Origin of the sequence: Pseudomonas sp. TH08 (assembly GCF_016651275.1) — a bacterium.
Classification (GTDB): Bacteria; Pseudomonadota; Gammaproteobacteria; order Pseudomonadales; family Pseudomonadaceae; genus Aquipseudomonas.
The window spans coordinates 579,126-604,045 of record NZ_JAEKEE010000004.1; the positions used below are offsets into that span (position 1 = coordinate 579,126).

23 protein-coding genes are annotated in these 24,920 nt (G+C 59.9%); 10 read left to right on the forward strand and 13 right to left on the reverse strand.

Annotated elements, in window-relative coordinates:
• Positions 1–2: 2 nt before the first annotated feature.
• A complete protein-coding gene (locus tag JFT91_RS19680) occupies positions 3–1,055 on the reverse strand; it encodes an agmatine deiminase family protein (protein ID WP_201233565.1) in 1,053 nt (350 codons plus the stop codon).
• Positions 1,056–1,166: 111 nt separating this feature from the next.
• Between JFT91_RS19680 and JFT91_RS19685 the strand changes: the two genes are divergently transcribed.
• A complete protein-coding gene (locus tag JFT91_RS19685) occupies positions 1,167–2,027 on the forward strand; it encodes a LysR substrate-binding domain-containing protein (RefSeq protein WP_201233566.1) in 861 nt (286 codons plus the stop codon).
• A gap of 7 nt (positions 2,028–2,034) precedes the next feature.
• On the opposite strand, the gene JFT91_RS19690 is transcribed toward JFT91_RS19685, so the two are convergent.
• The gene (locus JFT91_RS19690; protein WP_242489321.1) at positions 2,035–3,189 is read right to left on the reverse strand and encodes a radical SAM/SPASM domain-containing protein; all 1,155 of its coding nucleotides are present in this window, start codon (positions 3,187–3,189) and stop codon (positions 2,035–2,037) included.
• A gap of 125 nt (positions 3,190–3,314) precedes the next feature.
• Positions 3,315–4,208, reverse strand: a complete 894-nt coding sequence (locus tag JFT91_RS19695) for a LysR substrate-binding domain-containing protein (protein ID WP_201233568.1) — start codon at positions 4,206–4,208, stop codon at positions 3,315–3,317.
• A 115-nt stretch (positions 4,209–4,323) separates the two neighbouring features.
• On the opposite strand from JFT91_RS19695, the gene JFT91_RS19700 reads away from it, so the two are divergent.
• The 5 genes from JFT91_RS19700 to phnE all read left to right on the forward strand — a co-directional run bounded on the left by JFT91_RS19700 (position 4,324) and on the right by phnE (position 8,134).
• Positions 4,324–4,725 carry a RidA family protein gene (locus tag JFT91_RS19700; RefSeq protein WP_201233569.1) on the forward strand — a complete coding sequence of 134 codons (402 nt, stop codon included), beginning with the start codon at positions 4,324–4,326 and terminating at the stop codon, positions 4,723–4,725.
• Positions 4,726–4,894: 169 nt separating this feature from the next.
• Positions 4,895–5,758, forward strand: a complete 864-nt coding sequence (locus JFT91_RS19705; protein ID WP_201204201.1) for a putative selenate ABC transporter substrate-binding protein — start codon at positions 4,895–4,897, stop codon at positions 5,756–5,758.
• Positions 5,755–6,552 carry a phosphonate ABC transporter ATP-binding protein gene (locus tag JFT91_RS19710; protein ID WP_201204203.1) on the forward strand — a complete coding sequence of 266 codons (798 nt, stop codon included), beginning with the start codon at positions 5,755–5,757 and terminating at the stop codon, positions 6,550–6,552. The genes JFT91_RS19705 and JFT91_RS19710 overlap by 4 nt, the downstream gene beginning before the upstream one ends.
• Positions 6,546–7,370, forward strand: a complete 825-nt coding sequence (locus tag JFT91_RS19715; RefSeq protein WP_201204205.1) for a PhnE/PtxC family ABC transporter permease — start codon at positions 6,546–6,548, stop codon at positions 7,368–7,370. Before JFT91_RS19710 ends, JFT91_RS19715 begins: the two co-directional genes overlap by 7 nt.
• Positions 7,367–8,134: a phosphonate ABC transporter, permease protein PhnE gene (gene phnE / locus JFT91_RS19720; RefSeq protein WP_201204207.1), complete on the forward strand. Its 768-nt coding sequence runs from the start codon at positions 7,367–7,369 to the stop codon at positions 8,132–8,134. Before JFT91_RS19715 ends, phnE begins: the two co-directional genes overlap by 4 nt.
• 39 nt (positions 8,135–8,173) lie before the next feature.
• Here the strand turns inward: phnE and JFT91_RS19725 are convergent, their stop codons facing one another.
• From JFT91_RS19725 to JFT91_RS19740, 4 genes are read right to left on the reverse strand one after another with little or no spacing between them, the layout of a single operon-like run.
• Positions 8,174–11,074, reverse strand: coding sequence for a bpX6 domain-containing protein (locus JFT91_RS19725; RefSeq protein WP_201204208.1), 2,901 nt, complete (start codon positions 11,072–11,074; stop codon positions 8,174–8,176).
• Positions 11,067–12,887 carry a hypothetical protein gene (locus tag JFT91_RS19730; RefSeq protein WP_201233570.1) on the reverse strand — a complete coding sequence of 607 codons (1,821 nt, stop codon included), beginning with the start codon at positions 12,885–12,887 and terminating at the stop codon, positions 11,067–11,069. The genes JFT91_RS19725 and JFT91_RS19730 overlap by 8 nt, the downstream gene beginning before the upstream one ends.
• The gene (locus JFT91_RS19735; RefSeq protein WP_242489322.1) at positions 12,887–13,321 is read right to left on the reverse strand and encodes a bpX5 domain-containing protein; all 435 of its coding nucleotides are present in this window, start codon (positions 13,319–13,321) and stop codon (positions 12,887–12,889) included. The genes JFT91_RS19730 and JFT91_RS19735 overlap by 1 nt, the downstream gene beginning before the upstream one ends.
• Positions 13,318–14,439, reverse strand: a complete 1,122-nt coding sequence (locus JFT91_RS19740) for an AAA family ATPase (RefSeq protein WP_201233571.1) — start codon at positions 14,437–14,439, stop codon at positions 13,318–13,320. The genes JFT91_RS19735 and JFT91_RS19740 overlap by 4 nt, the downstream gene beginning before the upstream one ends.
• Positions 14,440–14,709: 270 nt before the next feature.
• On the opposite strand from JFT91_RS19740, the gene JFT91_RS19745 reads away from it, so the two are divergent.
• From JFT91_RS19745 to JFT91_RS19760, 4 genes are all read left to right on the forward strand, one after another.
• Positions 14,710–16,389 (forward strand): MFS transporter, encoded by a 1,680-nt coding sequence (locus JFT91_RS19745; RefSeq protein WP_201204211.1) that lies wholly within the window; start codon positions 14,710–14,712, stop codon positions 16,387–16,389.
• 239 nt (positions 16,390–16,628) lie between these two features.
• A complete protein-coding gene (locus JFT91_RS19750) occupies positions 16,629–17,498 on the forward strand; it encodes a hypothetical protein (protein ID WP_201233572.1) in 870 nt (289 codons plus the stop codon).
• A gap of 20 nt (positions 17,499–17,518) precedes the next feature.
• Positions 17,519–18,943, forward strand: coding sequence for a hypothetical protein (locus tag JFT91_RS19755; RefSeq protein ID WP_201233573.1), 1,425 nt, complete (start codon positions 17,519–17,521; stop codon positions 18,941–18,943).
• Between the two features lie 295 nt (positions 18,944–19,238).
• Positions 19,239–19,457: a hypothetical protein gene (locus tag JFT91_RS19760; RefSeq protein ID WP_201204212.1), complete on the forward strand. Its 219-nt coding sequence runs from the start codon at positions 19,239–19,241 to the stop codon at positions 19,455–19,457.
• 65 nt (positions 19,458–19,522) lie between these two features.
• Here the strand turns inward: JFT91_RS19760 and JFT91_RS19765 are convergent, their stop codons facing one another.
• From JFT91_RS19765 to JFT91_RS19790, 6 genes are all read right to left on the reverse strand, one after another.
• A complete protein-coding gene (locus JFT91_RS19765; protein WP_201204213.1) occupies positions 19,523–19,921 on the reverse strand; it encodes a DUF1801 domain-containing protein in 399 nt (132 codons plus the stop codon).
• A 69-nt stretch (positions 19,922–19,990) separates the two neighbouring features.
• The gene (locus JFT91_RS19770) at positions 19,991–22,018 is read right to left on the reverse strand and encodes an LTA synthase family protein (protein ID WP_201233574.1); all 2,028 of its coding nucleotides are present in this window, start codon (positions 22,016–22,018) and stop codon (positions 19,991–19,993) included.
• A gap of 22 nt (positions 22,019–22,040) precedes the next feature.
• Entirely contained in the window at positions 22,041–22,652 is a 612-nt protein-coding gene (locus JFT91_RS19775) for a hypothetical protein (RefSeq protein ID WP_201233575.1), read from the reverse strand.
• Positions 22,652–23,947, reverse strand: a complete 1,296-nt coding sequence (locus tag JFT91_RS19780; RefSeq protein ID WP_201204217.1) for a sialidase family protein — start codon at positions 23,945–23,947, stop codon at positions 22,652–22,654. The genes JFT91_RS19775 and JFT91_RS19780 overlap by 1 nt, the downstream gene beginning before the upstream one ends.
• Before the next feature lie 51 nt (positions 23,948–23,998).
• Positions 23,999–24,544 carry a cytochrome b/b6 domain-containing protein gene (locus JFT91_RS19785; protein WP_201204219.1) on the reverse strand — a complete coding sequence of 182 codons (546 nt, stop codon included), beginning with the start codon at positions 24,542–24,544 and terminating at the stop codon, positions 23,999–24,001.
• Complete coding sequence (locus JFT91_RS19790) at positions 24,544–24,810, reverse strand: PepSY domain-containing protein (protein ID WP_007960465.1); 267 nt, start codon at positions 24,808–24,810, stop codon at positions 24,544–24,546. Before JFT91_RS19790 ends, JFT91_RS19785 begins: the two co-directional genes overlap by 1 nt.
• Between the last annotated feature and the right edge of the window lie 110 nt (positions 24,811–24,920).

Consider the following 24,920-nt stretch of genomic DNA (forward strand, 5'->3'; position numbering starts at 1 on the left):
GCTCAACCCTCCAGCGGCCAGGCTGGCTGTTGCTGGGTGATGCAATGCACCCCGCCGCCACCATGCGCCAGATGATTGATTCGCACCGGCACCACTTCACGACCGGGGAAGGCTTGCTCCAGCACTTTCGCCGCAACGTTGTCTGCCTCGATGCCGTACGCCGGCATGATGATCGCGCCGTTGGCGATGTAGAAATTGGTGTACGAAGCGCAAAACACCTGGGCTTCGGTGTCCACCGCCTCGGAGGCTTCGTACAGTTCGATCAGCTCAAACTTGCGGCCATGGGCATCGGTTGCCAGTTCCAGCGCGCGACGGTTTTCCCGTGCCACTTCGGCATACACCGAGCTGTGATCGTGGGTCGCATCGACCAGCAGCACACCCGGACGGGCAAAGGCGCAGACGCCGTCGACGTGGCCGTCAGTCACGTCGCCAGTGACGTAATCCGGATCGCCCGGCAGCCAGATGGTTTTCTTCACGCCGAGCAATCGGCTGAAGATTTCTTCCATCTCGGCTTTGCTCACGCCCGGGTTTCGATTGGGGTTGAGCAACACCGATTCAGTGGTGATCAACGTGCCTTCGCCGTCGACATGGATCGCCCCGCCCTCGTTGCTCAACGGCGTGCCGAAGCATTCCAGGCCCAAGTGATTGAGCGCGCGGCGCGCCACGCTTTCGTCCAGATCATGGGCCGACTTGCCGCCCCAGGCATTGAAGCGCCAGCTGACGCCGGCCAGGCCTTGTTGCGGGTGGCAGACAAAGCTTGGGCCGGAGTCACGGAACCAACTGTCGTTGACCGCCAACGGAATCAGCTCGATGTTTGGCCCGCACAACGCTTTGGCGCTGGCGACCGCCGACGGATCGACGACCAGTTTCACCGGTTCGAATCGGGCGATGGCGTTGGCGACGCGAGCGAAATCTTCCTGCACCTGCGCCAGGGTCACGCCCCAAACCGACCCCCACAGAGCCTCGTTGTGCGGCCAGACCATCCACGTTGCGGCGTGGGTGACCCACTCGGCCGGCATCATCCATCCGCTGTTTTTATTGTCGTTGTACTGCATGATAAGCCTCGTAAGTTAAGCTGCTGTGTTCAGAGCGCTCATGCTACGAGCCGTAAATCCAGCAGACAAACGATGGATTTTGCGGATAACTGATTAGAGGAGCTTATCGATATGCTTAAACACTGGCCGCCGCTCAGCTCTCTGCGCGGCTTCGAAGCCGCCGCCCGGCTCGGCAGTTTTCACAAAGCCGCCGATGAGTTGCACCTCACGCAGTCGGCGATCAGTCAACAGATCCGCAGCCTTGAGGCGTATCTGGAACAACCGCTGTTTTTCCGCAACGGTCGCAGCGTGGCACTCACCGATGCCGGCAACGATTTGCTCAGCACCACGCAAGCGATGCTGCAGCAATTGGCGGTGGGGATTCGTCGGTTGGGGCAGTATCAGAAGCCCAATCAACTGGTGCTCAACACGACGCCGGCATTCGCTCGGCATTGGTTGTTGCCTCGATTGGCAGATTTTCGCGCGCAGCATCCAGAGGTCGATCTGTGGATTTACAGCACCGATGAAGTGCCGGACATGACCACCCAGACGATTGATCTGGCGGTACGTGACGACATCAGTTCCCAGGCCGAATGCAGCTTCAAAGTGCTGCATGCCGACCGCCTCTACCCGGCCTGTCATCCACGGGTTTTGGCGCTGCCCGTGACGCAACGCACCACCCTGCACGGCGAGCGCGAAATGGACTGGAGCCACTGGGCGGTGGAAGCCGGAATCGATGTCGGCCAACAGGATCAGGGCTTGAATTTCTCCGATCCCGGGTTGCTGCTAGACGCCGCCAGCGCCGGGCTTGGCATCGCCCTGGTCAGTCGACTGCTCAGCCGTCAGGCGCGGGCTGAGGGCCTGTTGCAGCCGCTGGTCGAGGACACTATCCGCGGGCCGAACTGGGCGCTGCTGACCCATCGCGACAGTGAGCATGATCCGTTGGCCCAGCGTTTTACCGCTTGGCTTTCGGATCATCTGCAGTCAGCCTGACGGGCGTTTAAACGACTGAAAAAACACCGGCGCCGACTCTTCCTTCCAGGCGTCCAAAAAGCACGTAGTGCTGATAGCCACTGGAGAAAGCGCCGTTGCGAACAGCCTGCCGGACGTCGTCGTTCAACTGAAGGTATTGATCTTCATCGAAGTTTTCGGCACTGACTTCACCGGCCCGGCCGAGTTGTTTGCTATCAATCGGCAACCCCGCAATGCTGCGCTGCTGGAAATCGATCATGCGATTGATTGCATGGCTTTCAAGCGCGCCCTTGCCGGGATACATCGCGTAGATGTGCATCCCCTTCTTGACGCACCGGTTGCACATGTCGGTGCAGTTTTTCTGGGTATTTTTACGCTGCATCAACTCATCGACAGCGATGTCGAGATACTTGCCGACCTGGTATTCGCTTTGATTGAAGATCGTGCAACACAGCACCGTATTGCCGTTGCAGTCGATCACCAGCCAGTTATCTTTGAGCGTGCACGCTTGCTTGTGGAAGTGCTGCACAATATTGACCAGATCATCGTAAGGCGGCAGTGCCAGCCTTTTCAGGGTTTCGTGGTCGGTTTCGGTCACAGAAGGATCGTGTTCGACAATGGCCAGCACTTTCTCCAGCGGCATCATCACGGAATAACCCGTAGTGAATGCGAAGCCGAGACGCTCACTGAACTCGCGCATCAGCGTTTCTTCTTCCAGGTTGTCCAGATAACGATGGTAATAAACCTCGACCTGGGTACTCAGACCCTGCCGCTGCACTAGCTCACTCAGGGTGATCATGTTCTGTTTTACAACTTCGATATCGCCCCCAAGATGCCCCTTCGAGTAGGTCTCCTGGTAAAACCCTGACAGCGAGATACGGAAAAACCCTGGCTCGGCCAACAAAGCTTTTTCCATATTCTTGGCGAGGTTCAGATTAGTGCTGACGCCACTGTTCATGCCCGCAGCATTGATGATCTCGATGAACTCGCCGACCTTTGGATGCACCAGAGGCTCAGTCCAGTTGTAGAGAAAGATGGAGCGAACGCCTTCACGTTTGGCCTTCTCGACGATCGCCCGGAACATGTCGAGCTGCATGGATTTCTTGAAATTGAGGTTCTCCGAATTTCCCATCGGGCAAGAGGGGCAGCTCAGATTGCAGGCGCCGACGATATCGATGTACATATTCATGAGTGAAATTCCTTGAACCCAGAGCTTTTCTGGTCAACGCCTCAGCGTCTGCGGACGCCAGCAGTGTTAGTTATTTGACGGCTTCGGAGCGAGCAAGCAAAAAGTACACCAGTCACTTTTTACGCCATTAGCTTCACCACCCAATCGATAAACACTCGCAACTTCAAGCTGACATGGCGGTTCGGCGGGTACGCCACGTAAAGTGGCATCGGATCGAGTTGCCAGTCTTCGAACAGCGGGACCAGTTCGCCCTGAGCCTGGTGAACGGCTGACATGTACTTGGGCAGCCACAGCACGCCCATACCGGCCAGCCCTGCCGCGAGGTAAGCATTACCATCGTCGACCGCCAACACATGGCGACCTTTGATGTGCAGGTTTTCGCCGGCGCGGTGCAAGGCGTACGGCACGGGTTTGCCGGTGCGAGCCCAGAGGAAACCGACGACGCGGTGATGGGAGTCTTCCAGTTCTCGGGGATGCGCCGGCGTGCCCTCGCGAGCCAGGTAAGCCGGTGCAGCAAACACACCCAACTGAAGGTCGGCGACCTTGCGTGCCATCAACGACTGATCCAGCAACTCGCCGCCACGCACCACGCAATCGACGTTCTCATCGATGATATCGACGATGCGATCGCTGACGCCCATGTCGATCTGAATGTGCGGATAACGCACGTGAAATTCGGGCAATGCGGGGATCAGGATCAACCGCGCCAGCGGGCTCGGCACATCGACGCGCAACCGTCCGCTGGGGATCGCCGCTACGCCGGGCAGGCTGGTTTCGGCATCATCCATGTCAGCCAGCAGTTTGATCACCCGTTGGTAATAGGCCGCGCCATCGGCGGTGACATTGACCTTGCGCGTGGTGCGGTTGAGCAATTTGACTCGCAGCCGCGCTTCCAACTGCTGAACCAACTGGGTCACGGTGGTCTTGCTCATGTGCAAGGTTTCGGCGGCTTTGGTGAAACTCCCCGCCTCGACCACCCGCGCAAAAGCCTGCATTGCATCGAAACGATCCACACTCGCCCCTTGATTGTTTGGTTTTTACAAACAGTGAACGCCAAGCTTGCGCGTTTATCGCCCGATTGCAAATACCTAAAGTGGCCTCATCAACTCAAATGATGGAGGCACCCCCATGACTCAGCGCGATGTTGTTTTCCCACCGGCCCGGCGAGCGCTTTACGAGCGTCATCGCTACTCGCCCGCGGTACGTTCGAATGGCTTTCTTTTCGTTTCGGGGCAAGTCGGCAGCACCGAGGACGGCTCACCCGAGCCCGATCTGCCAACCCAGGTCCGGCGAGCCTTCAGCAACCTGAATGCGATCCTCGACGAAGCTGGCTGCAGCTTCGACGACGTGGTCGATGTGACCGTGTTCATTGTCGATCCGCAATCGAAGTTCGAAACCATCTGGAATATCGTGCTGACGGAGTTCTGGGGCGATGCGCCGCATCCGACCGCGACCGCTGTGGGCGTGACCTGGCTGTATGGCTTTGATGTCGAGATCAAGGTGATCGCCAGATGCCCCGAAACCCACTGATCCCTCCCCTGTAGGGGGAACCCTGGCGTAAAACTTCGTCGCACACCGTGCTGGTCTTTGAGCGACCGGCTGCGTATAACCTCGCCATTTCGTCTAACCTGACTGCGCACCTGCGCTGATTATTCTGCGCAAGCGCACCGACATTGACGCTCATGAAATGGAGATTTCTATGCTCAAGCGAACCCTGGCACTGACCGCCGGCCTGGCCCTGTCCTTTTCTGCGCTGGCGGCACAGGCCGCCGATGTATTGCGGGTCAGCGCGATTCCCGATGAAGCGCCGACCGAACTGCTGCGCAAGTTCGAACCGCTGGGTGCCTATCTGGAACAGCAATTGGGCATGAAGGTGCAGTTTGTGCCGGTGGCCGATTACCCGGCAGTGGTTGAAGCGCTGGCGACCGATCGCCTGGACATGGCCTGGCTCGGCGGCTTCACGTTTGTGCAGGCACGCTTGAAGACCGATGCCACGACGCCGGTGATCCCGCTGGTGCAGCGTGAACAGGATGCGCAGTTCACCAGCAAATTCATCACCGCCGACCCGAATGTGCATAGCCTCGCCGATCTGAAAGGCAAGACCTTCGCCTTCGGCTCCGTGTCGTCGACTTCGGGCAGCCTGATGCCGCGCTATTTCATGCTGAAAAACGACGGCATCAAGCCTGAAGCCTATTTCAGCCGCGTCGCCTACTCCGGCGCCCATGACGCCACCGTGGCCTGGGTGCAGGCCGGCAAGGTCGATGCCGGTGTACTCAACGCCAGTGTCTGGCAGAAACTGGTCGATGCCGGCAAAGTCGACACTACCAAGGTCAAAGTCTTCGCCACCACCCCGACCTACTTCGATTACAACTGGACAGTGCGCGGCACGCTCGATCCGGCGCTGGCGGCGAAGATCAAGAAAGCCTTCCTCGATCTCGACCCGGCCAACCCTGAGCAGAAGAAGATCCTCGACCTGCAAGCGGCCAGCCGCTTCATCGACACCAAGCCTGAGAACTACAAGGGCATCGAGGAAGCCGCCCGCGCCGCCGACCTGCTGAAATGACCCTACGCCTCAACCAGGGCAGCCTGCGCCACGCCAATGGAGTCGACGCCCTGCGCGGCGTCGACTTACAGATTGGCGCTGGCGAACAGGTCGCCATCATCGGCCCGTCCGGGGCCGGCAAATCGAGTCTGCTCAACCTGCTGGCCACGGCCCTGCGGCCCAGCAGCGGTGAGATCGAAGTGCTGGGTGAGCGCGCCTGGCACTTGTCCGCGCGTCAACGGCAACGTCTGCGTGCCCGAATCGGTCTGGTGCATCAGGCACCACCGCTGCCGCCGCGCCAGCGCGTGGTCACCGCTGTGCTGGCCGGGAAACTGGGCCAGTGGAGTCTGGGCAAAAGCCTGCTGAATCTGTTGCATCCGCTCGACGTATCGGGCGCACGCGCGGCATTGGCGCGGCTGGATCTGGGCGACAAACTGTTCGCCCATTGCCAGCAATTGTCCGGCGGCCAGTTGCAGCGTGTGGGCATCGCCCGCGTGTTGTATCAGGCACCGGAAATTCTGTTGGCCGACGAACCGGTGTCGGCGATGGACCCGGTCATGGCCGCGCACACACTGTCGATCCTGTCGCGCCATGCGCGCGAGCACAACGTCACGCTGGTGGCGAGCCTGCACGCGGTGGATCTGGCGCTGTCGCACTTCCCGCGCATCATCGGTTTGCGTGATGGGCAGATTCTGTTCGACAGCCCGTCCGATCACGTCAGCCCCGAGATGCTCGATGCGCTGTACGCCAACGAAAAACTGCAATCGCCGACCGCTGCGGTGGCCCCTTTGACTGTGCAGATTCCACGATGCTGAAGGCTGATTCACGGGATCCGGCCGCATGGCCAAGATTACTGCTGACGTTGTTGGCGATTGCTTTGCTGGTGCCGGGCATCCAGCTCAGCGAACTGAACCTGGGCGTGCTGCTGCCCGACAGCCAGAACGAAATGGGCCGTTTTGTCGCGCAATTCTGGCCACCGGCGCACGACGAAGCCTTTCTCCAGTTACTGCTCAAAGCCACCCTGCAGACCCTGGCCATCGCCACGGCCGGCATGGCGTTGGCGCTGTTGTTGGCGATACCGGCCAGCCTGATTGCCAGTCGAGCGCTTTCGCTGTCCGCGGCGTCCAGGGGCGGCGTGCCCAGTCGATTGGGCCGTCTGCTGCGCTGGCCGGTGCGCGGTTTGCTGATCTTCCTGCGCAGCGTGCCGGAAATCGTCTGGGCGCTGCTGTTTGTGCGTGCCGTTGGCCTTGGCCCGGCTGCGGGTGTGCTGGCCATCGCGATCACCTACAGCGGCATGCTCGGTAAGGTCTACGCGGAGACTTTCGAGTCGACTAATCAGCGCCCGGCGCACGCATTGCTGCAGGCGGGCAGTGGTCGGCTGGCGGCGTTTGCTTACGGCACGCTGCCCAATGTCGCGGCAGAACTGCTGTCGTACACGGTCTATCGCTGGGAATGCGCGATTCGTGCTTCGGTGGTGATGGGTTTTGTCGGTGCCGGTGGGCTCGGCCAGCAGATTGACCTGTCGATCCGTATGTTCGCTGGCGGTGAAGTCGCCAGTATTCTGTTGGCCTTTCTGATTCTGGTCTTGGGCGCCGATCAACTCAGCCGTTTGCTGCGCTGGAGGCTGACATGAATCGCCTGATCAACCTGCTGCTGATCGCCGCCATTGGCGTGGCCGTCATCGCGTCCTTCAGCTATCTGGGGCTGGACCTCGGTGAGCTGGGCAGCGCCACCAGCCTGAAACAGATGAGCGCGTATGTGCAGCGTTTTCTCAGCCCGGACTTGAGCGCCGATTACCTGAAAGCGATCTTCCATGGTTCGATGGAAACGCTGGCCATGTCGGCCCTCGGCACACTGCTCGCGGCGGGATTCGGCATCGTCATTGCCCTGCCTGCCGCCGGGCGTTTCGGCTGGCCACTGCAAAGCCTCGCGCGGCTGCTGCTCAATGGTCTGCGGGCGATTCCGGAACTGGTCTGGGCGGCGCTGATGGTGCTCGCCGCCGGGCTCGGCCCGAATGCCGGCACCCTCGCCCTCGCCCTGCACACCACAGGCGTACTTGGGCGTTTGTTCGCCGAAGCACTGGAAAACACCCCGCCACAACCGGCCGAAGCCATTCGCTTGCAGGGTGGCAATCCGGTTCTCGCCTTCTGCTACGGCACCCTGCCGAACCTTGCGCCGCAATTGCTCGCTTACATTCTGTATCGCTGGGAAAACAACATCCGCATGGCCAGCGTGCTCGGTTTTGTCGGCGCTGGCGGCTTGGGGCAAATGTTGTATGTGAGCCTGAGCCTGTTTCAGGAAGCCCAGGCCAGCACAGTGATCCTGGCGATGCTGGTGCTGGTGTTCGTGGTTGACTGGTTGAGTGCGTGGAGCCGCCAGCGCTGGGTTAAAGCGTAGGCGGCCCGGTCAGTTCAGTTCAGTTCAGTTCAGTTCAGTTCAGTTCAGCGAGAGGTTGTGCTGGGTGGCCGTGTCGACGTTGATATGACTGAAGCGCCCATGGTGATCGAAGAGCAAGTAATCGGCACCTACACAGCGCACCTGCGCACCGTGCAAAGGCCATTGCAACGTGGCGCAGAGTTGGTCGCTGCCGCGATGAATGAAATGCCAGCGCATCTCCTGATCGTTGATCAAGTAACGGATCAGCATCCATTGGCCATGCAAATACACATCAAGCGAATCGAATTCTTCGCCATCCAGCCCCGGCAATCGATAGCCCTTGCGTCCGCCGATCCACTCCACCACCAACACAGGGTCTTCATTGTCGGCCAGTTTCAGTTGTGCGCCGAGTAGACGACCATCAGTGTCGAGCACCTGGAAGCTGCCCACTGGCACGGCCGGCATCAAATCCCGAGTGATCAATCGACGCTCGGGCAAGCGGTAATGCCACAGATACAAGCCTTGGTCCGGGTGAGTCAGCCACACCAGTTCGTTTTGCGCATCATCTCTCATGCCGCAGACCTGACCCGGCAAATCGCTGACATGCCACAGCGTTTCGAATCCATGATCGACATCGACTACCCGCACCTGCCGACCGCGGCCGATGGTCCAGGTCAGGCCATCGAATGACCGGGCGAATACATCGAACATCTGCACACCCAGATCCGTCGCGCTGCGCGTGACCAGATCGAGCTTGCTGATGCGCCAGACATCATCGCGCCGGGCCAACACCAGCACGACTTGTCGGTCATGGGCCAAGACGATGTTGTGTGCCGGCACCGGGAAATGGCACTGGGTCTGGCCGTGCGCATCGATGACCACCGCCCCCGCCTCGCCCAACGCGAGTAAATAACGCCCATCCTCCAGCGGCACCGCGTCGAGAATCTTGCGGTTGCCCATGAACGGGGCTGTCCATTCCAATGGCTCAGCCACCTTCGACAGCGGCACCTTCGCGGCGAGTGTCGGCAAAGCTCCCGGCAGATCGGCCTGCAACAGTTTGTCCTTGCTCATGCTGACCAATGCCTGCAATTGCAGATGCGACAAGCGACCATGGCCGTCGTTTTGGTCCGCCAGCACCGCGTGCACCATGGCTGCGGCCAGCCATGCCAGGGCATTCACGTGCGTCTTGTGCTGCAACAAAATCTCCGCCAATGCCGCGCGCTCGGCGTGACGCGCCGGATCATCGCGCAGTTGCTCGACCCACTCGGCATACGCCTGCAAGGTATCGGGCAACAACGCCGCCCGTTTGACCAATGCGCCCAACGCCAGCGTGCCGCCCGCCGCTTCGGCATCCAGCAGCCACTGGGCGGCGCGCTCGCGCTCCGCACGCAGCGGCCAGATCACTTCGACGGCTTGCAACCAGAGGCCTTTGCGGGTCAGCGATTCGGCCCATTCCAGACGCAAACGGTCGGCGCTCTCCGGCCACTTGCCTTGCAGCAATGTCACGGCGGCCGCAAACGCGTCGTCACGTCGGGCGACCAGCAAGGCACGCTGCCAGTTATCGGCCAGACACAACAGACGCACGATCATCGCGGACGGCATATCCCAGGCCAGCGCGAGGTCGGCGGCTTGTTGCAGGCGTCCGTGCTTTTCCAGATAGTCGAGCGACTCCTGACGCACCTTTAGCAGCTCGGCGAGCACGAAGACCGCTTCCTCGATGCGCCCCTCGCGATCCAGGCGCTCAAAGGTCTGCCGGTAGATCAGTCGCAGATGCGCTTCCATGTCGTGTTCGAACCTGATCGAACGCGTGGGCCCACGGCTGTGGTCGATCATCAGATCCTGACGTCGCTGCGGCGTACCGAATGATTGCTCGCCGCTGCTCTGCTCGCTGCCCAATGGAATCGCGTGACGCAGCGCCTCTTCGAAGTTGCCGTCCTCGAACATTTCGAGCATGCGCCGCATGTAGGCGGCCTGACGCTTGCCATACAGTGCCGACAGACGCGAGTTTTCAGTCAGGCGCGTCACCCAGCGTCGCCAGCGCGACGGCTTGGTTTTGGCCGGTGTGGCGCGGGCCTCGATGCCGGGCTCGGCGGCACGGGGAGCCGAAGGCTGCACCGGCACCGGCCGGCGCAACACATGGCGCAACCCTGCCAGCAACAGGGTCAGAGCGATCCCGCCGATCAATATGCTCACCACCACGCCGCCGATTTGCACCGACATTGATGGAGTGTCGGGCATGGTCATGCGCTGCATGCCGGTTTTCTCGCCTTGCGACCCCATCCAGAACAGCGCCACCAGAATCACCAGCGTTACGCTGAGTTTCAGCCACGGCAAGGAAGTGCCTGGCGTCTGCGTCCAGGTGCTGTTCTGCGTCGTGTTGACCTGAGGGGGCGGCACCTTCGACGCATTTTGCTGACGTTCCAGCAACGCTTTCATGACCTGTGCCTGCTCTGGGCTGACCGGACGCAACGCGTCGCCGAGAATTTCCCGGACGTCGGTGAACACGGCCACGGACTCAAGCACTGGCTCCGGCAGCACGTTGCGACAGTCATAGGTGTCGAGCAAGGTCAGGCCATTGATGTCAAGCCAGTCACCCGGTGCCAGGGCTACGGCATCGCGCAAATGCCGGGCACTGACGTGGCTGCCGCGCACCAGCCAGAGGTCGGCGGTGGGCAAGTTGCGCACCTCCTGTGGGTCGAGCACAGCGGAACACAGCACATTGCCTTGGCGAATCAACGGCCAGCCGAGCATGTCCTCGCACTGCACCGCCACCGGCTGGCGTAAGCGCAACAGATCGCCGTCGGCAAAACGGTAGGCGCTGGCGCCGGTTTGCCATTGTTCAAGAATCAGCTTTGCGCGCTCGTCAGGCGTGAAGCGCTCGGCGGCAAACCACAGCCCTTCAATGTGCTGGTGGCCGGTCAACAGCGGGCGGCGGATCAGTGCAGCGTCCAGTTCAAGCATCGCTGCTGTCCTTGTTTTCCGGTTGTTCATTACATAACACCTGCAAGCGCATCAGCCGTTTGGGCACCGAGTACACCAACAATTCACGCGCACTGGTCAGCACGGCGAGCACGCCACTCATGGGGCAAAAGCTTGATTTGGCAATGGTATCGGTAGTGGTGAACAACACGCGTTGCTCGCCTTCGTAATGTATGGCTACTGCCTGCCGACCGAGCAACAGCAGGGAATAGGGCTCATTGTCCTGTTTCAGCAAACCTATCGCTTCCCAGCCGGGTGCGAGGTTAATCCATTCCTTTTCGACAGGAGTGCCGTCGGCCGACACCACGCGCCAGCTCTCGCACTCGTCGTTTTTCAAGGTCAACAACGCACAGCCATCGAGATACCTGCGCCGCCCGCCGACAAACAGCACCTGACTGACGTGATCGGCCAGTCCCATATCGGTTGCATCCGAGACCTCCCCGTCAGCGTCAACCGTATGTGCGTGCAAGCGATTGCCTTCGCGGCGTACATAAGTCGCCGTACTGCCGTAAGTCTTGGCCAGACCCATGACATTATTCGCCAGGTGATGGGTATGGCGGGATATCGGCTTGGCGGGTGAGCGCCCGGTCGCCACCATCCAGAACGCCAGATGCCCCTGGGCGTCGAGCAAAAACAAGCGGCCGCTCGAGTGATTGCGCAATCCGACTACCGACAGAAAAGTGGCGGTGCCCGGCGGCAGTTTCAGTTCTTCGGGGCAAGGTTTGTCCACCGGTTTAAGACCCGGCATGTTCCAGAACGACAACTTCCACTGGTCGCTGAGGACGGCACCCAGAGCTCTGCCAAAGAACGTCGGCGCCAGTGGTGTTTGCCCGACAGCCCACAGATTGCGGCGTACCTCGATCGGTTTTTTCTGGTTTTGCGCCGGCAACTTGATGACCACCATGCCGGGCTCATCGAGCATCTTCAGGGCGACGTGCGTACCGGCACTCGAAATCACCGGCTGCAACGTCAGCGAGACACGCGGCACGAGCCCTTTGGCGGACGGCGCGGCCTGCACGACTTCGCCTTCAAAATGGCCTTTGAGCAGTTGCACCGCCAAGCGCTCGTCCGGAATCGGCAGGCTCACACGCCGGGTTTCACCGGCCTGCATCTGCACCGACAAACTTTGCCCTTCAAGGCTGCGCGACACCTGCACCCGATGTGTACAGGTGTGCCGGTCAGTCACGGGCAAACGTTGCCCCACCAGCCAACACTCGCCGACGGGCATAGGCTCGTTTTGCAGCGATTGCCGCCACGTCTGCCAATGCGCGTCGTTGACGGTGGTAAAGGTTCGCGCACTGAGCAGGCGCTTGAGTTGCGCCACCGAGTCGAGCTCGTGCAGCAGCGGTTCGTGCTGCAAAATCCCCCAACGCAGTTCGGCGCCAGCCTCTTTGGCACGACGGGCCAAAAGGATCAGCAGCGCCATGTGTACCAGGCGTGCGCTGCCCAATTGCAGGGGCCCGGCATCGAACAGTACGACAATCAGGCGGCTGGCCTGTTGGGCGCGATACTGCGGCGCGAGGAACATATGTTCGCCCACTACCGCCCGACGCAGAAACTCGTCGGGCACTTCATCGGCCAGCAGCCATTCACTGGAGAGCAAGCGCTCATAAGGCCCGCGCCGCTGCAAGTCACCCAGGCCATCCGGCTCAGGCACACCGCCCTGTTGCAGACCGCGCAAAGGGCCCAGCATCGGGTTCAGCCGACCGAGCAGATCGGCAAACAGCGGCAGTTGTTCCGGGGCAAACCATTCCAGCCATTCACGCCAGGGTTGCAGGGAGTCCGGTAATTGCATCAGCGCCCCGTCCAGTAAGCATTGATCCGCTGCAAATGCTGCGCGGTCACCGGCAATTGCCGGTCGAGGGGCACCACGGCCGGTGGATCACGCCACAGCAGCAGCGGCGTGCGAGAGAATTTTTTGGCTAACGCCTGACCCAACAGGTCGCTCGGCACATCGGGTTCCCAACTGGTGGGCAACCACAAGCCCGGCGCACGATCGTCCATCGCTGCATACTCCACGCCGTCGACCCACGGCAGATCCGCCGCCGCACCGGTCACCACCAACACGTCGCGATTGGCCGTGGCCTGCAAGCGCCCGGCCTGTTCCTCGGGAATCAGCAGCAACCGCGCGAGCAAGCGCCGCGCTACGTCGCCCCACGCCACGGCGGCCTGGGGTTCGACCGGTGTCCGCCGTGACTGCCAGGCCCAACTCATCGGTTTGATCGTCATGCCGCAGACGTCAGCAAACGCGCCACCTGACCGCGCATGTCCTGCAACGACGACGGAATGGTCTGATCATTGAAGTTGGCATCGATCTCGCGCAGCAGACCTTCGAGCAACGTACTCGCCGGTGGCTCACTGCGCGCCAGATACTCCTCGGCGGTTTCCACCAGGCGGCTGACACGCGACATCGGTTGCAGGGTCGCCTCCTCCACTGCACTGAACAAATGGCGGTTGCTCGACTGCGAGAAGATCTCGCGCAGCACTTCGCGGCCATGCTGTTGGGTTTCCTTGGTCGGCAGCACATACAGCAGCGGCCACAGGTCCGCGTCGCTGGCCTCCAAACGTCCGCCGAGCAATGCCGCTGCGGCGATCAGCCGTTGCGATTTGACGATGCGTCGATCCGACAACTGAATGCCGGCCTCGCGCAGGCGGCGAATGGCCTGAGCCAGTGCCGGGCGAACGGCCGTCAGGTCGACATTTTTCAAGGCTTGGCCGAGGGTGTCCAACTGACTCAAACCGAGCAACTGCTGAACCGGTCGCTGCTCGGATTGCCAGCCGCCGGCCAGCATCGCTTCGAGCTGATTGTCCGGCACCGATTCGACAAACAGGTGCAGCAGGAAACGGTCGCCGAATGCCGCCAGGGCTTCATCATCCGGCAGACCATTGGAGGCGCCGACGCAAACCCGCAGCGGGCACTGGATCTGCGTGTGGCCACGGCGGAAGCGGCGTTCGTTGAGCACGCCGAGCAAGGTATTGAGGATGGCCGTCGAACCGAGGAAAACCTCGTCGAGAAAGACGATGTCGGCTTCCGGCAGCATGCCGCTGACGTCGGTTTCAACCGTGCCTTCGCGAAGCTTTTTCAGGTCGACCGCGCCAAACAGCTCCGAAGGCTCGGTGAAGCGCCCCAGCAAGTACTCGAAATAACGCCCACCCATCGACTGCGCCACGCGCCGCACCACAGCACTTTTAGCCGTGCCTGGCGGGCCGATGACCAGAATATGCTCCTGCGCCACAGCGGCCAGCACGATCAGTTCGGCCAACTGTTCACGCCCCACCAGACCTTCAGTGGCGACCCGGACGGCCTGACGGATTTGCGCGGCAGCGCTCTGCAATGAAGCATTCATGGGCATCTTCCCTGAAAAGTGGATTCTGAATTGGGCTGGTCGGCAGCTATCGGCCGTCGGCGAGCGATCTTTAATCGACCGTGCCCGCAGGACGCCGAGTGGATATCCCGCAGAAGCTGATTATGCTTTAGAGAACCTTGCAGCAATGCGAGGCCGTCAGACGGTGAAAGTTTCACGCGAGAGCAATGGCGGCATTTGCCCAAGGCCAGAGTGCGATAAGCAGTAACGGGGGACTCCGGCCCACAACAATAAGCACGACGGAGAACACCCATGGCCACAATTTCCACAGCATCCTCAGGCAGTCCACCCCGCAGCGGCGGCATCACCAAGGAGGAGCGCAAGGTCATCTTCGCCTCGTCCCTGGGCACGGTGTTCGAGTGGTACGACTTTTACCTCTACGGCTCACTGGCGGCGATCATCGCCAAGCATTTCTTTGCCGGCGTCAACGAAACCACAGCGTTTATCTTCGCCCTGCTCGCCTTCGCCGCGGGATTCGCGGTGCGGCCGTTCGGCGCGATCGTGTTCGGCCGCCTCGGCGATATGATCGGGCGCAAACACACGTTCCTGATCACCATCGTGATCATGGGGATATCGACCGCCGTGGTGGGTTTGCTGCCCGGTTACGCGACCATCGGCGTCGCAGCACCGGTCATCCTGATCACCCTGCGCTTGCTGCAAGGCCTGGCGCTGGGCGGCGAGTACGGTGGCGCGGCCACTTACGTCGCCGAACACGCACCACCCGGCAAACGTGGCTTTTTCACCTCATGGATTCAGACCACCGCGACCCTCGGCCTGTTTCTCTCGCTACTGGTGATCCTCGCCTGCCGCACCGCGCTGGGCACCGAAGCGTTCGAAGCCTGGGGCTGGCGGATTCCGTTTCTGTTGTCGATTCTGCTGCTGATCGTCTCGGTGTACATCCGCCTGCAACTGAGCGAGTCGCCGGCATTCCAGAAGATGAAGGCCGAAGGCAAGACATCCAAGGCGCCGCTGACCGAATCCTTCGCTCGCTGGGACAACCTTAAAGTGGTGATCATGTCGTTGCTCGGCGGCACTGCCGGGCAAGCTGTGGTCTGGTACACCGGGCAGTTCTATGCGCTGTTCTTTCTGTTGCAGACGCTGAAGATCGACCCGCAAACCGCCAATTTGCTGATCGCCGGATCGCTGCTGATCGGTACGCCGTTCTTCGTGATTTTCGGCAGTCTTTCGGATCGTATCGGCCGCAAGCCGATCATCATGGCGGGCTGCATTCTGGCGGCGCTGACTTACTTTCCGATCTTTCATGCGCTGACCCAGTACGGCAATCCTGACGTGTTCATCGCTCAGGAGAAAAACCCGGTGAAGGTGATCGCCAACCCCGATCAGTGCTCGTTCCAGTTCGACCCGGTGGGCAAGGCCAAATTCACCAGTTCCTGTGACCTGGCCAAGACCTTGCTGGCGAAGCGGGCGATCCCTTATGAAAATGTCGTCGCCGAACCGGGCACCGTGGCGCAAGTGCGGATTGGCGACAAAGTGATTGAAAGTTTCGACGGCAGCGCATTGCCCGCCGCCGACTTCAAGACCCGCAACGACGCCTTCACCGCCACCCTCGGCACGGCACTCAAGGACGCCGGTTATCCGGAAAAAGCCGATCCGGCGAAAATCAATTACCCGATGGTGCTGCTCATGCTGACCATCCTGGTGATCTACGTGACCATGGTCTATGGCCCGATTGCCGCCTGGCTGGTTGAACTGTTCCCGACCCGCATCCGCTACACCTCGATGTCGCTGCCGTATCACATCGGCAATGGCTGGTTTGGCGGATTCCTGCCGACGGTGGCGTTCGCCATGGTCGCGGCGACCGGCGATATTTACTACGGGCTGTGGTATCCGATCGTGATCGCAGTGATGACCGCGGTACTCGGCATATTCTTCCTGCCGGAAACCAAGGATCGCGACATCCTCAAGGACTAAACCCGATGCCCCCTGTAGGAGCTGCCGCAGGCTGCGATCTGTTGATGTTGTTTTTTCAAGATCAAAAGATCGCAGCCTGCGGCAGCTCCTACAAATGCGGAATGCGATCAACCGGTGGGTGTGGCACTTTCGCCACCGCCGCACCATCCGTCGCCACCTGTCAGATCTGACAGGTGCGCAAATCCTCATTTAGCGCTCTGATGGCTCCTTCCCGTTCTCACTACGCAGGAGCCTCTTCCATGACCGCCTCGTCCTCTGGCGACAACACTGTCCTTGTCCTCTATCCGCCCATAGTCAACAGCCAGACAGAGCCCGTGGTCGGCGCGGACATCGGCGTGCCTTTGGTGGCATACGACCTGGTCACCGACGGTGAAGGCGCTGTTGTTTTTGTCGATCCGCCGCCGAAGGGCGATATGGAGTCCGGGGATGTCATGGAGCTTCGGCTCAAGGATGAGTTGGCCGCACTGGACAGTAAAACCATTGACGATCCGAACGTGCGCACCAGGTTGCGCATTCCCAAGGGCCGGCTGCTTCCTAATCGGGTCAACGAGCTTTACTACACCATCACGCGCGGCAGCCAAAACATCGGCAAATCGAATCCGCTCACCATCCTCTACAACAAGATCCGTCCAGGCCTCAAGGACAAGTACGACGCCTCCGGTGGCCATTCCGAACTCAAACTGCTGCTGCCCGACGTGATCAAGAACGGCGTCGGTGCGGATTTCGTCAGCGCCGACGTCTGTGTGTCCTACCCGTACTGCCGGGCTTATGACCTCATCACCCTCAAATGCAATGGCGAACTGCTTGAGCCAAAGCCCACGGTGAATCCGAATCAGGCGCCGCAACCGCCGAGTCATGGCTCCGAAGAGCCCATCACCATCTGCTTCACCATCACCCGCGCGTTTCTGGACAAGGCGAAACGGACAGAGCAGAAACTGTATTTTTCCTACACCGTCACCGACCAGATCGGCAACGGCCCGGACACCGATGCGCCGTGGTCGCCGGTGCAAGTCGTGGATGAAGATCTGGATGGCAAGCGTTTGCCGAAGCCGATTTTGCTGGAACGCCTGGAGGATTTCCCGGGGATGACCCCGAGGAAATCGATCTGAAAAAACTGGCCGGCAAGCCTTTGCTGCTGGTGGTGTTGACGGCGAATCCCCATTTTGTTGCGGGTGATAACGTGCTGGCGACCTACACCGCCCAAGACACCGGGCAACCCACCGATGTGGTGGTGAACGTCAGCGGCAAAGTCGAAGCGGATCAGTTCGGGTCGAAAAAGCCCTGCATTCTCGAAGTGCCCAACGCCAAGGTCTTCGCCGGCAGCCGCGTGACCGCGACCTACGAACTGCGCAGGCCCAACGGTGATCTGGTGGGCAATTCGATCACGGCCAATGCAACGGTAACCGGAGCCACGCCGATTGATCTGTTACCGCCGTTTCTCGTGGCGCCGGCCGTCGATCCTGTCGATGTGCTGGCCTATCCGAACGGGATCACGATGCGCATCGAATACCTCGCCGCCCTCGACGGCGATCGCGCGCGATTGGCCGAGGTCAATCCGCCGGCAGGTTCGCCGCAGTTTCCGTTGGTGGCATTCAACAGCAACAAACGGGTCAACACCGTGTTGACCCCGGCGTATCTCGCGGCCCGCCAAGGCAAGTCATTCGAGTTGCGCTGGAACCTCAATCGCAATGGCGGGCAGGCCGGGAAGTCAACCCCGACGCCACTGAGGGTGCTGAAGATTGCCGATGGCGACTCACGATTGCCGACGCCGAAAATCCTTCAGGCGCCTGATGACAAAGTGTTGGATTTAAACACCTTCGAAGGCAATGCTGAACTGACGGTATTGCCTTGGCTCGGAATCAGCACTGACAACGTAGTGCAACTGGAATTCAAAGGAAAAGACAACAATAACGACGATTACGTGATTCTTGTACTAACCAATCATAAAATCACAGAACAAGAAAAAACCTTCGGAATAAAAGAAACGCTACACAGAGACAAACTGTCCATTCTGCAACACGCCACATCCATTCAAGTAACTCTTGAGTTACTGCCAAGCCCAGCGTCGACATCCATTATATTTCCCATACTGATATTGCATTTCTTGAACGCCCCCCAGGTAATTACGGAGAGCTTCGAAACAGGCAAAGTGGAATGGAAAGACGAAGGCACCATCATGGACTTTCCAAGTATGACTGTGACGGTAATAAAAGGCCCGGTAGCTTTAGACGGCAACGCTGCCATTGAATATGCCCCTTTCCTGACCGGCAATTACTTCCACCTGAATGTTGACGAAACTCTAAGATTCACACTAAAAAGGCCATCAAAAAGTGTCAGATTCGGTATTGCCACTCGCATTAAATCAACCGCACTGACCGAGTACTATGACGAGGACTTCAAATTAATCAAAGCCCAGTCCACTCAATCGTACGATGCGCCTCATCAGGCATGGGTTGACGTAACAGAAACAGTCAATAGAAAAATAAAATACGTCGACGTCACCATTAAAGGTTTCGCCACTACACGTCTGGACAATTTCTCGCTGTTTTACTGAGTGCTATTTTTTGATTACGCAGGCGAATGGACAATCTTGAATGAGTTTTGGGGCTGCTTCGCAACCCAGCGGGACGGAGCAACAATTCGACAAGCTCCCTCGCCACAAATGACATCTGTAGGAGCTGCCGAAGGCTGCGATCTTTCGATTTTGAAGATCGAGATCAAAAGATCGCAGCCTTCGGCAGCTCCTACAGAGGGGTATTCGTCGGTGCCGTTGATTCAGTTATCCGTAGAAAAATCGAACGCTCGCCGCAGCGGCACCTCCAATGTTTACACCACTGGAGGTCAACGATATGAACAGCAATGATGACAAAACCCCGAACGCCCCAGCCACCGACACTTCCGGGAAACCGGTGAACGTCGTCGAGCGCGATCTTGAGGACAGGGACAATGACACCCGGGCCGTGGACGAGGTGATCACCCCCACTTCAACCCGCGTCAAAGAGCAGGATGCCGAAACGTTGCAGCGCAAGGTCGACGAGATCGAACGCAAAGTGGCAGACGGTAACTGAGATTTGTGGTGTTTGTTGGATTCACCCCCTCACCCCAGCCCTCTCCGGTACATACAGGGAGAGGGTTAGGGTGAGGGCTTCGACGTATTCAGCTTCACCGCTTCACGAATCAATGCCACCAGGGCATTTTCATCAATCACTTCGTCTTTATGCACATCAATCGCCCGCCGCGTATTGCCCTCAAGGCTTGCATTGAACAATCCCGTCGGATCCGCCAGCGATGCGCCCTTGGCAAAGGTCATTTTCACCACTGACTTGTAAGTCTCACCCGTGCAGATAATCGCGCTGTGCGACCACGTCGGCACACGCCATTTCCACTCTTCCACCACGTCCGGATCAGCCTTGCGCATGATCAAACGGATCTTCGCGAGCGTGTCGCCGCGCCAGTCAGCCAGCGCCTCGATGCGCTGATCGATCAGCGCCGACGCTGACTCCGTGCCTTCTTCCTGCTTGTCCTTGTTCATAACGAGTCCTCTGCGGATACGCGTGGAAGAACTCTAGACTCGACACTTTCCTCACGCCAGTTTCCGACCTCAGCGCGCGTTGCGGTACAACATCAATCGCGCACTTTCGTGCAGGCCTCGGGTCAGCTCCACCAGACGTTGAAATTCCTGCGGATTTTGTTCGGCGACGTTGTCCAGCGGCGTTGAGGAGCGCAAATCATGCAGGGTCGGCGCACTGCCGTCGTGCTGCATTTGCAGCAGATGATGGCGGGTCACGCCTCCGATCAGCGGGAACGTACCCTCGCGCAGCACCAACGGCACCACGCGCTCGCCCTCGGGCGTCAGTTGCTGAATATCGCGGCCCATCGCGCCATTGGTGAACGGGATGCCGGCCATTCCGGCGACGGTCGGCAGCAGATCCGCCAGGCCCACGGCTTCATCAATCACCCGAGGTTTGAGCAACCCCGGCGCGTGAATCAACATCGGCACATGGTTGCTTTCAAGGCCCAGCAGTTCGAAGGCCGGCGGCATGTGCGGGATCTGGCTGATGCGCGTGTTGTGATCGCCGAAGAACACGAAAATCGTGTTGTCGTAATAACCGCCGGCCTTGGCCATCTCCATCAGCTTGCCAATGTTGAAGTCCAGCAGGCGCACGGCGTTGTATTGCTCGACACTGCGCGATCCGGCAGCCTGCACCTGTTCCAGCGTGAGACTGCTGATCTGGAAACCATCATTGTCTTTGGGGATGGTGAACGGCCGGTGGTTGCCCGAGGTTTGCACGTAGGCAAAGAATGGCCGGTCCTTGGGCAAGTCCCGCAAGATATGGTCGCTTTCCTTGAGCAGGTCCAGATCGGAAATCCCCCACACGTCCACCAGCGGCGAACGCCAATCGCTTTCCTGATACAGGCGCACGCCATCGATGCTTTGCTGGATCAGCGCATTGATGTTTGCCCACCCGGCGTTGCCGCCGATCATGTAGAGCTTCTGATAATCGCTGAACGCGTTGATCAGCGTGTGCTGACGGGTGATCAGCGGATGGCGGGTTGCGGTTTCCTGACGCGTGACGTCGGGGACGCCAGTGATGCTCGCCCAGACGGTTTTTGCCGTGCCGGTCACCGGAACGTAAAAGTGTTTGAAGAACCAGCTCTCGCTGGCCAGTCGATCAAGGTTCGGCGTCGGATTCAACGGATTGCCGTAAGCACCCACCGCACTGGTGCCGAGCGATTCGAGCATGACGAACATCACGTTCGGCGTGCCGGCAACCCGGTACGGCTGCACGGCCTGTTGACGGCCGAAGGTCAGGGTCTGCGCATCTGGCAGATCGACGCCCAGATAGCGCGCCACCGCCGGGTAATGTTCGCGCACCTTGGCTTCATCGAACTGCGCTTGCCCGGTCTTCAGCGTGTCATAAAGGAACAGCACGGGGTTGAGGCCCAGGGCGGCGATCTGGTTGTTACCGGAAAAAAACGCGTCGCTCCAGCGCAGCGGCACCGGGTTTTCCAGGTTGAGGTTGTCCACTCGACCGAGCAGTGCGAGCAACACCGCCACCATCCCGAAACCGCTTCCGAGCGCAAGCGAAGTGCGCCCGATCACCTTGGCTTCACGCGCCAGGGTCAAGCGCTCCAGGCGCACAAATGCGTAAAACCACAAGCCGAGTACTGCCAGCCAACCGAGGGCAATCGACAGCACCGGATAGGTTTCCCAGACCATCTGCTGCGAGATCTGCGCGTCCTGCAGATAACGCAGCACCGTGGCGTTGATCCGCACCCCAAGGTAGGCGTAATGGCCAAAGTCGATGATGTAAATCAAACCGACCACGCCCAACGTCAGCAGCCAATACAACCGTGCGACACCGCGCAGCCATGGCAACCGCGTCAGGTTCCAGCGCGGCAGCCATGCGAGCACCGCCAACGGCAACATCAGCAACACCGCCAGACGCAGGTCGAAACGCAAACCGATGCCGAGGGTCTGCAGCCATTGCGGGTTGTCGGCAAATTCATTGAGATCAACGCCGGAAAAACCGAGGACGAACACCAGCCGGAGCGTGGCAAACAACAAAAACGCCAAACCTGCTGCGCCCACGCCATAGCGCAGACGTCGCGATTGCAACCAAGCCATCGTTGACCTCTGTGTCATTCGTTCAAATAGAAGATGCAGCGACGCTGGAATTGCGCCGCAGCCGTTGCCAGACCGCTTTGATGCAGAGCAGCGTGCCGGCCACCAGGCAGTAGCCCACCAGCAGCGGATCGATCAGATAGTCCCAGTAGTTTTCCGACGCCTTGAGGCGTAGCGCGAAGGCCAGTGTGCCAAGTACCAGGAGGGTGACGGCCAACGTATTGCCCAGCCACAACAGTGCCAAAGCCAGCACACCGACGCCGACAATCATCGGCCGCGGATTGAACCCCCAACGGTAAGGATCGGCATAGGTCAGGCCCATCGTCGCCGGGTACAGAATGGCCGCCAGGACGACAAACAACACCAGCACCTGAACCCGCGTCAGCGTTGCCAACGGCTGAACCACGCCCAAACGCAGCAGGCTCACCCAGCCGAGCAAGACCAGCGTGGTGATCGCCAGATCATCGGTAAAGCTGCGCACATACGCCGCCAGCGGCAGGTCACTGATCGGGATGAAACTGACCAGCGCCAACACTGGCAACAACCATGGGCGCCAGCGCTGGGTGAAGCGAAATGCGCTCAGTAAAACGAAACCGAGCAGGATGAAACTCAAGTGGGCTTGCCAGAGAATCAGCATCACAGGCGCTCCTCCAGCCAGGCTTCATTGAAGCTGACATGTTTGATAAAGGTGTTATTCCACGAATACACCAAGTGATAGAGGCCGTCCGTGCCCCGGCTGAAGTACGGGTATTCGTACTCGAAATCACAGCCCTGCGGCTTGCACACGCGGTAATCCAGGTTGCTCAGAAAACGCTGTTCCAACGGTAACCGCCGGGCACCGCTGGAGGCGCGAAAGCCTTCACCGATGATTGCCTTGTAGGCCTCAGGCGCGAACGGCTGGCCGAGCGGGTCTGGCGACTGATCGAGTTCGATCACGCTGCGCCAGTCGTTGAGGTTGGCATCGGTGCCGTACAGGCTGAGCTTGAAACGACCGTCCTGCAGGTCATTCAACGCCACCAGCAGACCGTTATCGTGAGTGCCGACAGCCGCCAGCGATGAGTTCGGGTTGGCCGGCTCCAGCGGGTACGGTTCGCTCCAGGTTTGCCCGGCATCGTCGGTGCGGCTGGCCAGCACGCGATGGTGAGTGTCACCGGCATAACGCAACATCGCTACCGCGCGACGCCCGTCGAGGGGCACGATGGTCGGTTGCAACGAGTGCTTGCCCCGGCTGATACGGAATTTGTCGACCACCGCGCCGTCGGCGCTCAGGTACAGGTATTCGGCGAACTTGCCCATGAACTCGTGGTAGACCGGCAAACCGATCGAGCCGTCGGCATGGAACACCGGCGCGGCGCGTACCAGCGTGCTGATGTTGAAGAACGGCGAGGTGATCAGTTGCCGAGGCGCCGTCCAGTTGCGGCCGAGGTCATCGGAGACCATCACGTTGATCGCACTGGTGGCCCAGCCACCCACGGACACCGAGACGTAGAACATCCACAAGCGCTGATCCGGCGCGAGGGCGATCACCGGGTTGCCGAGTTTGCGGATGTACCGCCGGGTGCCGTCACGCGTCGATTCACGGGTCGCGAGAACTTGCTCGGCGCCCCACTCCGCAGTTTTCGCATCGTAGCGCGCGGTGCGAATCTGTACGTCGGCGGCGCCCTCACGCGAGCCGGCAAACCACACCGCCATCAAGTCACCGCCGGGCAGCGAGGTGACCGATGAAGAGTGGACGAAATCGTTCAGTTCCGAGGACACGAAACGGCTGCTGTACATCGGCTCGGGGGCTTGCAGCGCAGCGTCGACCGCTGGTGTCGACAGCGCAAACGGTGACAGTACGTGGGTGGGATGACTGCGCCACGCAGCCAGAAAAACAAGGATCACTGCCAGGCTGCCGAGAATCATTTTCAAGCGAAAGGACAACGCACGCATAGTGGGCTCGTGACAGAAACAGGATGGAAGACGTACGGCAAGACATCCTTGTCAGCGCGTCGGATCGTCCGGTAATCGGCGACGGCGTCCTGTGAGCATCGACAACGGCAAGTTGTCGCGAACCTGAAAACTTTCAAACAGCGCAGCGGCGATATGGATGCAAACCAGCACCAACAGGCCATCGGCAGCGGTTTCATGCACCTGTAACGGCCAATCGGCTCCCCACAGGGCATCGACCTCCTCCATGGCCCAACCGCTCAGCCCCACAGTCAGCAACGCCAGCAACATCACAATCATCACCAGCGCGCCAATCGGTGAGTGGCCGAGGCGGTGCTCTGGCCGTCCGGCGAGCAGTGACCGTGCATGTGCCAGCAATCGGCTCGGCGTCGGCCAGAAGTCCGACCAACGCGCGCTGCGCGGCCCTGTGAAACCCCACATCGTGCGCACCAGTAGCCAGCCCATGGCGTAGTAACCGAGCCAGACATGCCAGTCGTCACCGGCTTCGTTGAAAAAATAATTGGCAACGAAAACCCCCGCGATGGACAGATGAAACAGTCGCACCACGGGGTCCCACAGGCGCACGGACGCGCTCGGCATCAGCCCTTGATCTCGGTTTTCACCGCTTTACCGCTGACCGGATCGTGGTAGATCTCGACCTTGCGCTTGTCCTTGTCGAAACCGTAGATCTCATAGCAGTTGCCGTCAGTGACCTTGAACTTGCTGATCTCGTAACCCTGGGCTTTCAGTTGTTCCTGAAAGGCTTTCTGGTCTTGCCATTGTGAGCGCTCGGCGGTGGTGCATTGCGGACCGGCGACGGCCAGCGGGCTGGCAACGATGAGGGACAACAGCAGCAGTTTGCGCATGGAAACACTCTCGCTAGTTGAGGAAGGCCCCACTGTGCAAAAGCAACCTTAGCGAAAGCTTAGTTGGCAACGAGTGGTTACATCTTTCCCGTCGGGCGGGCTGCCACGGC